Below are 15,386 nucleotides of genomic sequence, written 5' to 3' on the forward strand. Positions count from 1 at the left end.
CTTTTTTTCGTGAGGAACCGTACTAAAGTTCACTGAAGTTGATTTTTAGATCTAATTGTAGTAAAATAAGATGTATTTTTGTATAGAATAGGAGTTTATATGTTTAAAGAGATAGAATGTGAGTACCACATACCAGTATTGTATGAGGCAACACTGGAAAAACTTGTAACAAACAAGGAGGGAGTATACCTTGACTGTACCCTTGGAGGGGGAGGTCACTCAGAGGGTATACTAAAAACCTTAGGAGATGGAGGAAAGCTTATCTCCATCGACCAGGACCAGCAGGCAATAGATTTTGCAAAGAAGAGACTGGAAAAATACGGAAGTAAGTGGGAAGTGTATAAGGATAACTTTGAAAACCTTGATACAGTTCTCTATTTAGCAGGTTATGATAAGATAGACGGGATCCTTATGGATATCGGAGTATCTTCAACACAGCTGGACGATCCTGAGAGAGGATTCTCCTTCAGATATGACACCAAGCTTGATATGAGGATGAATAAAACAGCTAAGATCTCAGCCTATGAAGTGGTAAATGAGTATGAGGAGGGGGAGCTTGCCAAGATCATCTATGAGTATGGTGAGGAGAAGGCATCCAGAAAGATAGCGAGACTTATTGTGGAAGCAAGAGAGGAAAAGCCAATTGAAACCACAGGAGAGCTTGTGGATATAATCAAAATGGCAGTACCTTTCAGAAGGGGCGCTAAGGGGAAGAAGCAGAAACACCCTGCTACCCAGACCTTCCAGGCTATAAGAATAGAGGTAAACAGAGAGCTAGAGGTACTAAAGACAGCCATCGATAAAGCTGTGGAGTGCTTAAAGCCAGGGGGAAGACTAGGGATAATAACCTTCCACTCCCTAGAGGACAGAATTGTAAAAAATAAGTTCAGAGAGCTGGCAACAAACTGTATATGTCCGCCGGAACTTCCTATATGTATGTGTAATAATAAGGCTAAGGTAAAGCTTGTTACAAGAAAACCAATTGCTCCCACAGAGGAGGAACTGAAGTTCAATATAAGGGCCAGATCTTCTAAGTTAAGAGTAATTGAAAAGTTGGGGTAGATTCCTATGAATAAGAGGGTATTTTTTATAGCAATGTCCATAACTCTTGTAGTAGCGATGCTGGGGATACACCTATCGCTACTCATAAAGATATCTAAGATTCAAAGAGATATTAAGAAGATAGAGTTGAGGGTAGTAGAGACAAAGAAGGAGCTTCAGGCAAAAAACAGCGAGTTTGAGAAGAGGATCGACTTTAAGAAGATCAGAAAGAAAGCTGAAGATGACTTTGGGATGGAAATATCCGATCATATAGAGTATCTTAGAGTGGATTAGGCTTTGAGAGAGAAAAAAAGCATGCTAGGAGGAAAGAGTTGGATAGAACACTCTTAAAAAAGGGCCAGGAGATAGAGGTCCAGATAGATAAAATAGTTTTTGGCGGTGAGGGACTGGGTAGATACAAAGATATAGCTATCTTTGTTCCCATGTCGGTGCCAGGGGACAGAGTGAGGGTAGAACTTATCTCTGTGAAGAAGACCTATGCCAGAGGACTTATTACCGAGGTAGTAGAAGCAGGAGCTGACAGAGTAGAGGGAGGAAGACTCACCTTTGAAGACTTTCACGGGTGCGACTTCGCCATGCTCAACTATGAGAGTCAGCTGAAGTATAAGAAACTCATGGTAGACGAGGTATTAAAGGGAGTAGGAAGGCTAGAGGGGTATGAAATTGCTGATACCATAGGAGCCGATAATCCTACCAACTACAGAAATAAGATAATCGAACCCTTTGCTTTCAAGGGAGGAAGGATTGTCTCGGGATTCTTTAAGAGGAAGTCCCACGAGGTATTTGAGGTAGAGGAGAACCTGCTTCAATCCCCCCTAGCTAATAAGATAGTGAGGGAGTTAAAGGATATCCTCAACAAGAAGAGGATAAGTGTATACAATGAAAAATCCCACAGGGGAGTACTCCGTCATGTGATGGTGAGAACCACTTCCTACAATGAGGCTATGGTAGTTCTTATTGTAAGGGGTGAGGTAGATAAAAAGGTAAAGCAGGCACTCTATGAACTGAGAGACAGGTGCAGTGAGATCAAGTCGGCCTATATATCCATAAACAACAGGAGAACCAATGTGGCTCTTGGAGATAAAAATATACTTATCTACGGGAAGGAAACCATAAAGGAGAGACTATTCGATATAGACTTCAACATATCACCTACCTCCTTCTTCCAGATAAACCTGGAGCAGACAGAGAAGCTTTACAGCAAGGCAATATCCTACTTTGACGATGTGGACAATAAACACATAGTGGACGCCTACTCTGGAGCAGGAACAATAGCTATGATCATGTCCAAGGCAGCTAAGAAGGTGTATGCAATAGAGCTTGTGGAATCAGCAACCAGAGATGCCATAGCTACAAGCAGGGAAAATAAGATAGATAATATAGAGTTCATAAATGGCAGGGCAGAGGAGAAGCTCATAGAGCTCATCGATGGCGGACACAAGATCGACTCGATAATTTTTGACCCTCCGCGTAAGGGGATAGCTGAAAATATACTTCATAAGGTAAATGAAACAAGTATAGATGAGATCGTATATATCTCATGTAATCCATCGACCTTTGCAAGGGACGCTGGAATACTGGATCAGCTGGGATATAAGCTTACTAAGGTGCAGCCTGTGGATATGTTCCCGCAGACAAGCCACATTGAAGTAATAGGTAAATTTATCAAGGAAGCGTAGGAGGAAAGAATGATAAAGGTTTTGCTATTTGCAGTCCTGGCTTACTTTATGGGGTCACTTCCCAATGGAGTAGTGATAGGAAAGAGGGTAAAGGGAATTGATATAAGAGATTTTGGAAGCGGTAACTCTGGAGCTACCAATGCATACAGGGTATTGGGACCAAAGTATGGAATAATGGTGCTTGTAGCTGATGTACTCAAGGGATTTATCCCTGTAATGCTTGCAGATATGGCTGGTATCAGGGGAATAACCCTTATATTAATAGGAATAGTGGCTATAGTGGGACACTCACTTTCACTTTTCCTTAACTTTAAAGGTGGAAAGGGAGTAGCTACAAGTCTTGGAGTATTCCTCTATCTTATACCTTATGTAATGCTTGTTGTTGTGGCGGCTTTTATACTGGTGGTGTATACAACAAGGTATATCTCACTGGCCTCTATAGTAGGAGCGGCACTACTTCCGATACTGACACTGTTTATGCCTATCAGAGAGGGAATAGATAGACCTAGTATCTTTATAATCAGTCTCTTGATGGGATTATTTGTAATATACAGACATAGAACCAATATCACAAGACTATTAAATGGAACTGAAAATAAATTTAAAGTAAAGTAGGGGATAGTATGGAAAAAATAATAGTAATGGGAGCAGGAAGCTGGGGTACTGCCCTTGCAATACTCCTGGCTGAAAAGGGAAATGAAGTAACTCTTTGGGAGTATGAAAACGAAAAAGCAGTTACTGTGGAAAGGGAAAGAGAAAATAAGGTATTTCTTCCAGGAGCAAAGTTTCCTGAGACCCTTCATGTAACCAGCGAGCTGGAGGGATTATTAGAAGGGGCTAAGTATGTGGTGTTTTCAGTGCCTTCACAGGTGCTGAGAAAGGTAATCGGAAGCATAACAACTCAGCTTACCCAGGATATGATCCTTGTAAACACAGCTAAGGGACTGGAGATGTCTACAGGTCTTAGAATGTCTGAGGTAATGAAGGAGGAGATCCTAGGAAAGTACCACAAAAATATAGTGGCCCTATCTGGTCCTACCCACGCAGAGGAGGTAGCTAATAAGCTTCCTACAACGATACTGGCTGCAGGGGAAGAGGAGAAGGCTAAGAGTGTACAGGAGCTATTTACTACAAACAACTTCAGAGTGTATCTAGGGAAGGATATAATAGGAGTTGAGGTAGGAGGAGCTGTAAAGAACTGTCTGGCTATAGCAGCAGGAGTGTGTGATGGTCTGGGTTATGGGGATAACACCAAGGCAGCTCTTATTACAAGAGGACTGGCAGAGATAGTAAGATTTGGTAGAAGTTTAGGGGCAGATGAGAGAACTTTTACAGGATTAAGTGGTATAGGGGATCTTATAGTAACCTGTGCCAGCAAGCACAGTAGAAATAGACACGTAGGTGAAAAGCTAGGTCAGGGGATGAACCTGGAGCAGATCCTAAGTGAGATGGTAATGGTAGCAGAGGGTGTACCTACAGTAAAGGCAGTATATGAAAAGGCACAGGAGCTAGAGGTGACTATGCCGATACTGGAGGCTGTGTATAAGACCATCTATGAGGATGCAGATGCACGTAAGATGGTAGAGGAGTTAATGGTTAGAAATCTAAAGGAAGAATTTTATTAATATAGATTTAATAGATTTATAAAGATTAAAACATGAAAACCGGGGGAAAAGTGAATATGGAAAAAGAAAGAGATTTAGTATCCCTTTATCTTCAGGACATTCGTAACTACGAGATCCTAACAAAGGAAGAGGAGCTAGAACTGCTTATAAAAGCTAAAGAGGGATGTGAAGAAGCTAAAAATAAGCTTATACTCTGTAACCTGAGGCTTGTTGTAAATATGGCCAAGAGCTATGTAAACAAGGGACTTGGATTTATAGATCTTATAAGTGAGGGAAACTTTGGGCTTATGCACGCTATAGATAAGTTCGATGTGGAAAAGGGATTTAGATTTTCAACCTATGCTGTGTGGTGGATAAAACAGTCTATCAGCAAGGCTATTATAAGTAAGGGAAGAGAGATCAGAATACCTTCATATAAACACGACCTTCTTAATAAAGTAAATAAGTACATTATGAGTCATGTAATGGAAAAGGGAGGGTATCCTTCAATAGAGGATATCGCTGCCGGGCTGGATCTGAGCATAAAAAAGGTACAAAAGGTTATGCTGGAGTTCCAGGACCTTCTTTCCCTGAATGCTTCCATCGGGGATGACATCTTCCTAGAGGACACTGTAAGTCAGGCTGACGAAAAGTCCCTTGAAGATGAAGTTTTGGGAGAGATTGGGCGTAATGAGATAAATGAGATACTAGAGGTACTAAAACCGAGAGAAAAGGAGATATTGAAGCTCAGATACGGAATCGGGGGATATGAGATCCACACCCTTGAGGAAATAGGTAAGAACTTTGATATTACCAGAGAAAGAGTTAGACAGATCGAGAAGAAGACACTTCAGAAACTGAGAACTCGTTTTAGTGAGGAGCTAAAGCCATATCTCTTTAAGTAAAACAGGAGGAACAAGTTGAATATAAGAGTTGATAGAGGAGAGTTTTTAAAGACTCTGAAAATTGCAGAAAAGGCAATCTCTGAAAATAAGATAAGACCTATAATTTCATGTATGTATCTGGAAACTGTAGGTGAGGATAAACTGGTTCTTAAGGGAACTAACCTTGAGCTCACAATCACAAGTGAGATGCCGTGTCAGGTATCTGAGGGAGGAAGAGCAGTATTCTCCTACCAGCTGGTAGAGGAGTACTTAAAGGAGATCTCAGATAAGGAGATAAACCTGGTTGTAACAGATAACCTTCTTATAATAGAGACCTCAGATTCAGCTTCTGAGTTTACTGTGATGGATTCAGAGGAGTATCCAAAGGTAAGCAGTGAGATCCAGGGAGAGGCACATAGGTTCTCCAGGGAGAAGTTTGCAGAGATGCTGGAGAAGACAAAGTTTGCAGCCAGTGTATCTACCGACAACCTGGCAATTAACTGCGTGAGGCTGGAGATAGAGGAGAACAAGATAAAGATGGCAGCTTCAGATACCTATCGTCTTGTATATCTGGAAGAGGATATTCAGTGCGATGAGGAGATGAAGGTGAGTATCCCTCTAAATACTGTAGATGCAGTGATAAAAACTCTTAGAACCCTAAACGACGAGGAGCTGAAGTTCTCATTTAAGGAGAATCAGATCTCCTTCAGAATAGGTAATACAGTTATCCTAAGTAGAGTTATCGGCCTTGCATTCCCAGACTACAAGGGTATAATGAAGGCTGTATCATATAACAAGCAGATAAGTGTAGATGTAAATGAGTTTATAAAGGTGCTTAAGAGGGTGCAGATATTTGTAAAGAACAATGCTGAATCCAAGTACAGTGCAGTATTCAGTTTATCTGAGGGGAAGCTTAATATAAACGGTGTTTCAGAGATCGCTAAGATCAACGAGCAGATAGAGGTGGAACACACAGGGGAGGATATAAAGATATCCCTTAATGTAAGATTCCTTCTAGACTTCATCCAATACCTGGATAGGGAAAAAAGGTTAATAATTGACCTTTTAAGTTCTAGCAGTGCAATCAACCTGAGAAATGAAGATAACGACAGATATTCATATATAGCTATGCCTTTAGCCCTTAGAGATTAAGAGTAAGTTTAATACTTACTCTTTTCTTTTTTTGAAAATAGGTATTAAATATGATATACTGAATCTAAGAAAAGACAGAAGGGATGGAAAGAGTGGTTAAAAATTTACTTGTAAAAACAGTGTATTCTTTGGGCTATTTTTCATACCTCATAGGAAGAAGAATCTCTAAAAGTAAGGATAATATGAATATTTCCCATAAACTTGTTCACTACAATAATGAGTTTGTGCTGAGAGGGATTAAAGATAAAAGGGTTGAGAAGGTCGCTATCCTCCTTCCCCACTGTATTCAAAACTACAACTGCCCCCACAAGGTAACCTCTGAGATAGAGAACTGCAAGAAGTGCGGGATATGCAAGATAGGAGATCTCCTAGAGCTTAAGGAGAGATACAATATAGTGGTAAAGGTGGCAACTGGGGGAACTCTGGCAAGGAAGTTTATCTCAGAGGAGAAACCCTCCCTTGTAATAGCAGTGGCATGTGAAAGGGATCTCATATCTGGAATCTACGACGCTCTTCCAGTAAGGGTATATGGTGTCTTTAACAGGAGACCCAATGGTCCGTGTATAGATACAGATGTGTCCATAGAGGAAATTAAAAAAGTTTTATCGATTATTTGGAAAAAATAGTCTGTTTTTAAGTCAAATAAAAGGAACAAAAATTTACCGTTATTCCAAAAATCATCACACAATCAACATAGTGGTGTGAGAAAATACCAATAAACTTGAGAAAAAGGGGAGAGGTCTAGTGAAAAGAAAGATAACTCTTATAGCTTTGCTAGCGGTGCTGTCGTCGGCAGCTTTTGCCAATGAAAGGGACGATATAAGATATATAGATGAGCTCTATAAAAATCGTAACTATAAGGTAGCTGTCATGGAGCTTGAAAGCTTTTTAGAAAAGTATCCCACATCCAGAAGGATTAAGGATATACAACTGAGGCTTGCAAAAACATATTTTCTGGAGAAGGATTATGAAAAATCAAAGAAGTACTTTGATATAGTCCTTATCAACCATAAACCAAGGAGATCTGAGCTGGAGGAGATAAACCTCTATCAGGTAAAGAACACAGCTCACCTCAAGAAGTTTGAGGAAGCAGGGAAGTACCTTCAGAATATTCCAAGGGGTAGGGAGTATGATGAGGCTGTATTTGCTCTAGGACTGGCTTACTATAATGCAGCGGAGTATAATAAAGCCCAGGGGGAGTTTACCAAGCTTCTTACAAGTAAGGGGGACAAGTATTCCCAGGCTATTCTGTATCTGGCACTTTCAAGCTACAACAACAGCCAGTATGTAAGGAGTATAGTGTACCTGGATGAGTACTACAACGGGAATGAGAAGGATAAGAACTATCCCCTAATGAACTATATCTATGGTTCATGCTACTTTAAGATGGATGATATGAGTAAGGCCGAAGGATACTTTAAGGAAGTTGTGGAGAAGTATCCAGATAATATATATGCTACCCGAAGCCAGCTGAGCCTTCTCTCTATCTACAGGGAGCAGAGAAATGAGGCAGCTATGGTAGAGACCCTTACAGCCCTTGAGGGAACCAGCGGAGCAGCAGCAGGGTATAAGATAATGGCGGAATACAGCGCCAATAAGGGTGATTATGCTGGGGCAGCTGAGTACTACAGTAAGATACCAGCTGAAAGCAGGGATGATCACTCCAAGTACGGATACTCTTTCTCCCTCTATAGAAAGGGAGACAAGGAGGGAGCTCTTAAATCCTTTGGTGAGCTAAAAGGGACGGAGTTTGAAAGTGAGTACCTCTACTACACAGCCCTTATAAACTATGAGGCGAAGAGATACGGGGATGTACTGACACTGAAGCCTGAAGTTGAGAAGGCGGAGCTTAAATCCTCCTACAGGGAGAATATTAATTCCATCATAGCCAACTCAGCCTATGAGATAGAGGACTATACCACTGCAAGGGAGTACTACCTCAAGGTATATAAGAAGACATATCAGAAGGATGAGCTCTACAGGGTAATCATTGCAGACAGTAAGCTGGGAGACTTAGAGGATCTGGATATACGTTTTACAGAGTATAAGAAGACCTTTGTTAAGGATCAGCAGTATAGAAGGGATATCTATCTGGCAGCAGGAGCAGCATACTACAATGGCGGTCAGGTGGAGAAGGCTAAAGCAGCCTATGCTGAGTACCTGAAGAGCAACAGAGATACGGAGATATCGGAAAATATGGTGGGAATTCTCTTAAATGAGAGGGACTACGAGGGAATGGAAAGGTACCTTAAGATGCAGGACAGATCCCCTGAAAATACCTACCTTCTGGGAATAGCAGCCTTTGGAAAGCAGGATTACTCTGCAGCAGAGGGGTACTTTAAGAGTGCAGCAGCAAGCAGCGACAAGGAGATAGCGGAAAAAGGTGCATACAATCTTGTAAGAACCTACAGCAGGATAGAGGAAAATGATAAGACTGTAGAGGCAGCAGACGAGTATATAGCAGCAGGATACACAGCCAATAAAGGGAATGTGGTAGACAGAAAAGCCCTTGCATACTTCAGAATGGGTGAGTATGAGAAGAGCAGAAAGATCTATGAGGAACTGTCAGCTATAGAATCCTTTAAGGAATATGCTCTCTTCCAGGTGGGAGAGACATACTTCAATGAGAGGTCCTACGATGAAGCTGTGACTGCCTACGGAGCAGCCTACATGGCAAATCCTAAGGGAGAATACGCAGAGGACTCAAGGTACTGGGAGATAAACGCCCTAAAAGCCCAGGGTAAGGATGAAGAAACACTGGAAAAGATAGGAGGATTCCTTACAGAGTATCCTAAGAGTGGATACAGAAACAACCTCCTGCTCTTTAATGCTGAGATCTATGCCCAGTCTGGAAGCAGCAGGGAAGCTCTGGATTCATATAAGAAGCTCTATGAGGAGAGTGAGGATGCTCAGGTGAAGGAGAGAGCCCTTGAAAACCTTGTAAAGCTAAGCTATGATGAGGGACTTCTAGAGGATTCTAGAGGGTGGAGTGAAAAGCTTGCTGATGATGAGGCTAAGGTATACTGGAGCGCTCTCATCCATGAAAAGAACGGAGAGGTGAACCTGGCCCACCAGGAGTATGAAAAACTTCTGGAATCGGAGGGGTATGGAGACAGAGCAGCCTACAACCTGGCAACCTACTACTATGGACAGGAGAACCTGGAGGAAGCTCAGAAGTATTACAGGATGGTAGAGGCAAGCGGAGACAGCTTCTACAAGGATACAGCAGTTTTCCAACTGGGAGTAATTGCTGAAAAGAATGGAGATAACAACGCAGCCCTTAGAAACTATACAAAGGTATCTCTTCTCTATAAGGACAGTCCTCTGAGAGAGGGAGCAATCATTAAAACCGCTTCAACCTATGAGAAGCTAGGAGATGAAGCTGAGGCTATGAATACATATAGGGAGTTTGTAGGGGAGTTTAACTCATCGCAATATACAGACTTTGCCTATGAGAAGCTCATATCACTAAACCTTAAAAACGAAGATGCTAATGAGGCAAAGGTTTACTATGTAAAGCTAGGGGAGAGATCTCCTGAAAAGTCAAAAAAATATGATGAGTATTTCAATAAAGGAGAGTAGGTAAGATGCAGAAGAAGATAGCAGTAATATTTTTATTTCTAATATCCATGATGGCCTTTGGAGATGAGAGTATCGAGATACAAAAAGAGGTAACGGGAGTGGACAGACAGATCCTGGAGGAGTCTGAAGGTGTTGAAAGTGTAGAGTCTATGCAGCAGCTGGAACTAAAGGACGTAGATGTGAACCTTAGAAGCAACGACCTTAGAGGGGAGAAGGAAACCCTAGTTGTGGAGCAGGAGAAGTCGAGCGATGATCTGGAGAAGGAGCTTTCTAGAGGAATGTCATCGGATAAATCATGGTTAAGATATATATTAGGAGCGGTATTACTAGTAGCAGGAATAGCAGCATTTTAATAAAACAGGAGGAATTTACAGATGGAATGGATGGCAAGTGGTGGACTGTTAATGTACTTTATTATGGCGATGTCGGTACTGGGAGTTGCTGTAATAATTGAAAGAGGAATATACTTTGTTACCCAGGAAAAGGGGAACTTCGAGGATATAAAGTTAGGTTTAAAGGACTATATTGTAGCTAAGGATGCCAAGGGAGCAATCTCATATCTTGACAGATATCAGGGGTCTACCTTCTCAGTATTGAAGGAGCTTGTAATGGAGTGGGATGAGAGCAAGGAAGTGGACATCATACTTCTTGAGGAGAAGGCAAGGGAAGCAGGACTTGCAAAGCTACCTAAGCTGGAAAAGGGAATGTGGCTTCTAGGAATCGTTGCTCATACTACGCCTTTAATCGGACTTCTTGGTACGGTAACTGGAATGATCCAGGCCTTTAAGGCGATCTCAGTATATGGTACAGGGGACCCTGCAGTACTTGCAGAGGGTATCTCTAAGGCACTGGTAACAACAGCCGGAGGACTTACAGTGGCTATACCAGCACTTATCTTCTACAACTTCTTTAATAAAAAGATAGATGTAGTGGTAAATGAGATGGAAAAAGCAAGTGTAGAGCTTATCAACTTCTTCAGAAGGTAGGGGATGTAGATGAGAGTGCAAAAGATAAAGCGTAGAAATAGAACTAACCTGATATTAGAGCTTACCCCTCTTATAGATGTGGTGTTCCTTCTTCTGATATTCTTCATGGTAGCTACAACCTTTGAAGATGTAAGTAGCGGGATAAAGATAGAGCTCCCGGAATCGACTATTCAGGAGGTCAGTGAGGTAAAGGAGATACAGGTAGTAATAGATGCTGACAGCAGAATATACCTAAGTGTAAAGGAAGGAAGCGGCGATGCCGAGAAGAGTCAGGTCAATATCGAGCAGCTCAAGGAGGAGCTGGCAGGTAAGATACTGAACAGCAAGGAGAGAAACGTAATCATAACTGCAGATAAAAATCTGGACTATGGTTTTATTGTTAAGGTAATGACTCTGGCTAAGGAAGCAGGGGCAAGCTCCCTGGATATAGATACAGCAAGTGCCGACTAGGAGGGACAAGCTTATGGAAAAAAATGATCTGCGAAGCCTGGGCCTCTCCCTTGTCATCAATATATTGGTTATACTTCTCCTCCCGGGAATGAAGGTTCCTGTAAGGGATGAGGGGAAGATAAGTGTGGGGCTTATAGAACTGAGGGACGAGAACAGGAAGGTTACTCCTAAAAAGCAGGAGAAGAAGGTGGAAAAACCTGCAGAACCTGCCAAGACTCCAACGGAGACAGTGGAGGAGAAACCTGCTGAAGAATCTAAGAAGGAGGTGGCAGCAGAGGAAAAGAAAGCTGTGAAAAAGCCACTTCCAGAGATAGCTCCCATGCCGGATATAGAGGTGTTGGTATCCAAGGCGCCTGTTACAGACAGGAGAAAGCCAGCTGAAAAAAGCCAGACACCGAGGCAGGAGAGGGTCTTTGAAGATACAAAGACAGAGGAAAAGAGAGAGATAGTAGGAGCTGAACTTGAAAGAAGAGAGGTTTCCAAAGTAGAAGCGACTCCGATTATAAGCCAGACAGATATGGGTAAGATAGCTGGAGAGGGTCCTGAAAGCAAGGAAGAGGGGAAGGAGTTTATGGCTCTAGCTAACGGTACTGATAAGCTAGAGGGACTTCCCAAGGGGTATAAGGATATAGGTTCTCCAGACGGCAGCCTTACTGGAAAGTGGGATGCTAATAATAACCTGCCTAGATACCCAGAATCTGCTGAGCTCAGGGGTAAGAGCGGAACCGTAGTACTAAAAGTGTATGTTACAGAGGAAGGAAAAGTTGAAAGGGTAGAGATGCAGGGAAGCGGAGTACCGGAACTAAACAGCGCCATCGAACAGGTAGCCAGATCATGGAAGATATACCTGAGCAGAAATGGTCAGAGAGTTTACGGTGATGTGACCCTGGAGATACCATTCAGACTTTTAAGGGGTGAATAGGATGTTTTTAAATGTATTGGGAATAATGTTGGATGAAAAACTCCAGGAAAAGATAAATGAGACCTTTGACGGTGAGATAAAGTTTCTTCAGAGTATAGCAAAGTCCTTTGAGGAGATGAAGGAGAGCAAGTTTGATGCTGTTATTATAGAGGGAGACAGTCTTCAGGATGAAACTATCGTGGATATAGTTAAAAAGGTAGTGGATATCCAAAAGAGGGTAATCCTTCTTGTGATAAGTGAGAACTCCAACCTCAGCGTAGTGGCAAAGAGTATCAAGGCAGGAGCCTATGACTATATGCTAAAGCCTGTGGAACCTGAAACAGTGGTTAAAACCATAGAGAAGGCCATAAGGGACCAGAAGCTTAAGGCTGAAAAGGTGGACAAGAACAGAAGTATGGGATCGAGACTTATTGGTCACACCAGGGAAATCGTAGAGGTATATAAGAGGATCGGTAAGGTGGCCAGCAGCAGGGTACCAGTTCTTGTTAAGGGAGAGAAGGGAACTGGAAAAAACAGTGTGGCCAATGCTATCCACAGGTTCAGTGACTTCAGCGATAAGCCCTTTGTAAGTGTAAACTGTACAGCCTTCCAGGATGAACTTCTTGAGAGAAAGCTTTTTGGTTATGAGAAGGGAGCCTTTCCCGGTGCCCTCTACGACCATGTGGGGGAGTTTGAAAAGGCAGACGGGGGAACCCTTCACCTAGGAAATATAGAGTCTCTGAGTCTTGATATGCAGGCAAAGCTTCTTGGGTTTTTACAGGAGGGGGAGCTTGTAAGACTGGGAGGATCTAAGCTTATAAAGATAGATGTTCGTCTTATTGTTACTACAAGTGAGAATCTGGATGAACTCATAGCCAACGATAAGTTCATAGAGGAGCTATACGACAGACTTAAGATTCTTGAGATAGAGATTCCGCCAATAAGAGAGAGAAAAGCGGATATCCCATTTATTATAGACCACAATATAAGTAAGTATAATGAGGAGTTCAGTAAGTCGGTAAGGGGAGTATCCAAGCCGGCTATGAAGAAGATCATGAGATATGACTGGCCCGGAAATGTAAGGGAACTAAAGAATGCCATAAGGTCAGCCATAGCCCTTTGCAGGGGAAGTTCAATCCTTATAGAGGACCTTCCAAGCAATGTAATAGGAGCTAAGATCACCAAGAGAAGGGGAGATATCCAGGACTGGATCCTGGCCGACTGGATCGAGGGAGAGATAGCTATCCTCAAGGGGAACAGCCAGAAGGACTACTATGGAAATATAGTGGCAAGGGTAGAGAGGGAGCTAATAAGACAGGTTCTTGAGATTACCAATGGAAAGAAGGTAGAGGCAGCTGAGATCCTGGGGATCACAAGAAACACCCTGAGAACTAAGATGAACAACTACAACCTGGAGTAATCCATCAAAATAAGATAGAAAATTTAATTACCACGGAGTGTTACAGTCTTATATTTTGTAGCATTTCGTGGTAAAATAATGTTCTAGGCATAATTAAGAGATCAATGATTGATCCTTTAATTATGTCATAGACCCCATCAACTAGGAGGATAAGATGCATCAGACTTTATATAGAAAATACAGACCTGCTGACTTTAGTGAAGTGGCAGGAGAGCAAAGTATAATTAAAACAATAAAAAACTCCCTGAAGGACAATAAGATGTCCCATGCCTACCTCTTTACTGGTCCAAGAGGAGTGGGTAAGACTACAACAGCAAGACTTATAGCCAAGGGGCTGAACTGTCTTACAAATGGTATTACAGATGAACCATGCAATACCTGTGAAAACTGTGTGGCGATAAGCGAGGGAACATTTATAGATATGATAGAGATCGATGCAGCTTCCAACAGAGGTATCGATGAGATCAGAGGACTGAAGGATAAGATAAACTACAGACCTGCCAAGGGAAGAAAAAAGGTATATATAATAGATGAGGTACACATGCTTACAAGGGAGGCCTTCAATGCTATACTGAAAACCCTAGAGGAGCCGCCATCACATGTAATCTTTATCCTAGCAACAACTGAGCCAGAGAAGATCCTTCCTACAATTATTTCCAGGTGTCAAAGATACGACTTTAAGCCGCTTTCTTATAAGGATTCAGTGGATCACCTGAAGAAGATAGCCAAGGCTGAGGAGGTAATGATAGATGAGGCCAGCCTGAAGCTTGTCTATGAAAAATCCGGGGGAAGTATGAGAGACGCCATCTCTATCCTGGAGAAGCTTATCTCCAGCTGCTACGGGGAGGATATAAGCCTTGAGAAAGCCCAGGAGGCTCTGGGAGTAATACCAGAGGATCTTATGATAGACTTTATGAAGATACTGGATGAGAGGGATCTGCAGAGGGGAATGGAGTTCTTGGATACCCTTTGGGAGGAATCTCTCAACGTGGAGACCTTCTTTAAGGACCTGGCAGGCTATGTAAAGACAAAGCTTATTGCCCAGGAGATAGAGGGAGAGAAGGGGCTAAAATTAATAGGGGACATATTCGACACCCTTACTAAGTTTAAGTTTGAAGAGGATAAGAGGCTTCTTGGATATGTAATCCTCAATAAAAACCTTATCGAGGGAAGACCTGTAGTAACTACCGAGGTTGTCTATAGGGAGGTAAGTAAACCTGTGGAAACAGAAGGTGCCCCAGGGGAAGCACCTAAGGAGGCAGCAGCTCCAGTGGAGATAGGGGTAACCATCGAGGAGATAAAGAGGGTATGGCCTGAGGCTGTGACCATGGCCAGAAGGGGAAAGATAACTATGGCAGCTTTCCTAGCTGAGGCCAGACCAGTGAGGGTTGAAAAGAATATTATCTTTGTAGGATTTTCTCCAGAAAACGCCTTCCACAAGGATAAGATGGAGGAAGCAGAGAACAACAAATACCTTCAAAATGCCCTGAGAGGACTTGTACATCCGTCTATAGAAGTGAAGTATGAGATCATCGGAGAGAGAAGGGTAGAGAAGAGAGAGGAAAATGTAAGTTTTGCCGACAAGGTAGTGGAGTTCTTTGACGGGGAGCTTATCTAGTTCCTTTGAGGGATAGAGGTGTAGTTAGCGGACACCTCTATTTTATTA

General features: G+C 42.3%; 15 protein-coding genes. All 15 read left to right on the top strand.

Annotated elements, in window-relative coordinates; genetic code table 11:
- Positions 1–99: 99 nt before the first annotated feature.
- The 15 genes from rsmH (at position 100) to dnaX (ending at position 15,338) form a co-directional block, all read left to right on the top strand.
- Positions 100–1,062, top strand: coding sequence for a 16S rRNA (cytosine(1402)-N(4))-methyltransferase RsmH (rsmH, locus tag QMG11_RS06945; RefSeq protein ID WP_281834642.1), 963 nt, complete (start codon positions 100–102; stop codon positions 1,060–1,062).
- Positions 1,063–1,068: 6 nt separating this feature from the next.
- On the top strand, positions 1,069–1,335 hold the full coding sequence (locus tag QMG11_RS06950; RefSeq protein WP_281834645.1) for a hypothetical protein: 267 nt from the start codon (positions 1,069–1,071) through the stop codon (positions 1,333–1,335).
- 38 nt (positions 1,336–1,373) lie between these two features.
- Positions 1,374–2,741, top strand: coding sequence for a 23S rRNA (uracil(1939)-C(5))-methyltransferase RlmD (gene rlmD, locus QMG11_RS06955; protein ID WP_281834647.1), 1,368 nt, complete (start codon positions 1,374–1,376; stop codon positions 2,739–2,741).
- A 9-nt stretch (positions 2,742–2,750) separates the two neighbouring features.
- Positions 2,751–3,356 (top strand): glycerol-3-phosphate 1-O-acyltransferase PlsY, encoded by a 606-nt coding sequence (gene plsY / locus QMG11_RS06960; RefSeq protein WP_281834648.1) that lies wholly within the window; start codon positions 2,751–2,753, stop codon positions 3,354–3,356.
- A gap of 8 nt (positions 3,357–3,364) precedes the next feature.
- Entirely contained in the window at positions 3,365–4,366 is a 1,002-nt protein-coding gene (locus tag QMG11_RS06965; RefSeq protein ID WP_281834649.1) for an NAD(P)H-dependent glycerol-3-phosphate dehydrogenase, read from the top strand.
- Positions 4,367–4,422: 56 nt separating this feature from the next.
- A complete protein-coding gene (locus tag QMG11_RS06970) occupies positions 4,423–5,250 on the top strand; it encodes a sigma-70 family RNA polymerase sigma factor (protein WP_281834651.1) in 828 nt (275 codons plus the stop codon).
- Between the two features lie 15 nt (positions 5,251–5,265).
- Positions 5,266–6,381 (top strand): DNA polymerase III subunit beta, encoded by a 1,116-nt coding sequence (gene dnaN, locus QMG11_RS06975; RefSeq protein WP_281834654.1) that lies wholly within the window; start codon positions 5,266–5,268, stop codon positions 6,379–6,381.
- A gap of 83 nt (positions 6,382–6,464) precedes the next feature.
- Complete coding sequence (locus QMG11_RS06980) at positions 6,465–7,007, top strand: DUF116 domain-containing protein (protein WP_281834656.1); 543 nt, start codon at positions 6,465–6,467, stop codon at positions 7,005–7,007.
- 118 nt (positions 7,008–7,125) lie between these two features.
- On the top strand, positions 7,126–9,963 hold the full coding sequence (locus QMG11_RS06985; RefSeq protein WP_281834657.1) for a tetratricopeptide repeat protein: 2,838 nt from the start codon (positions 7,126–7,128) through the stop codon (positions 9,961–9,963).
- Positions 9,964–9,968: 5 nt separating this feature from the next.
- Positions 9,969–10,316 carry a hypothetical protein gene (locus QMG11_RS06990; protein ID WP_281834659.1) on the top strand — a complete coding sequence of 116 codons (348 nt, stop codon included), beginning with the start codon at positions 9,969–9,971 and terminating at the stop codon, positions 10,314–10,316.
- Positions 10,317–10,337: 21 nt separating this feature from the next.
- Positions 10,338–10,949: a MotA/TolQ/ExbB proton channel family protein gene (locus QMG11_RS06995; protein WP_281834660.1), complete on the top strand. Its 612-nt coding sequence runs from the start codon at positions 10,338–10,340 to the stop codon at positions 10,947–10,949.
- A gap of 9 nt (positions 10,950–10,958) precedes the next feature.
- Complete coding sequence (locus QMG11_RS07000) at positions 10,959–11,399, top strand: ExbD/TolR family protein (RefSeq protein WP_281834661.1); 441 nt, start codon at positions 10,959–10,961, stop codon at positions 11,397–11,399.
- Between the two features lie 13 nt (positions 11,400–11,412).
- Positions 11,413–12,321, top strand: coding sequence for an energy transducer TonB (locus QMG11_RS07005; RefSeq protein ID WP_281834663.1), 909 nt, complete (start codon positions 11,413–11,415; stop codon positions 12,319–12,321).
- A gap of 1 nt (position 12,322) precedes the next feature.
- Complete coding sequence (locus tag QMG11_RS07010; protein ID WP_281834665.1) at positions 12,323–13,720, top strand: sigma-54-dependent transcriptional regulator; 1,398 nt, start codon at positions 12,323–12,325, stop codon at positions 13,718–13,720.
- A 154-nt stretch (positions 13,721–13,874) separates the two neighbouring features.
- Entirely contained in the window at positions 13,875–15,338 is a 1,464-nt protein-coding gene (dnaX, locus tag QMG11_RS07015; protein WP_281834667.1) for a DNA polymerase III subunit gamma/tau, read from the top strand.
- Positions 15,339–15,386: the final 48 nt, after the last annotated feature.

Origin of the sequence: Propionigenium maris DSM 9537, assembly GCF_027925155.1 — a bacterium.
Taxonomy (GTDB): Bacteria; Fusobacteriota; Fusobacteriia; order Fusobacteriales; family Fusobacteriaceae; genus Propionigenium; species Propionigenium maris.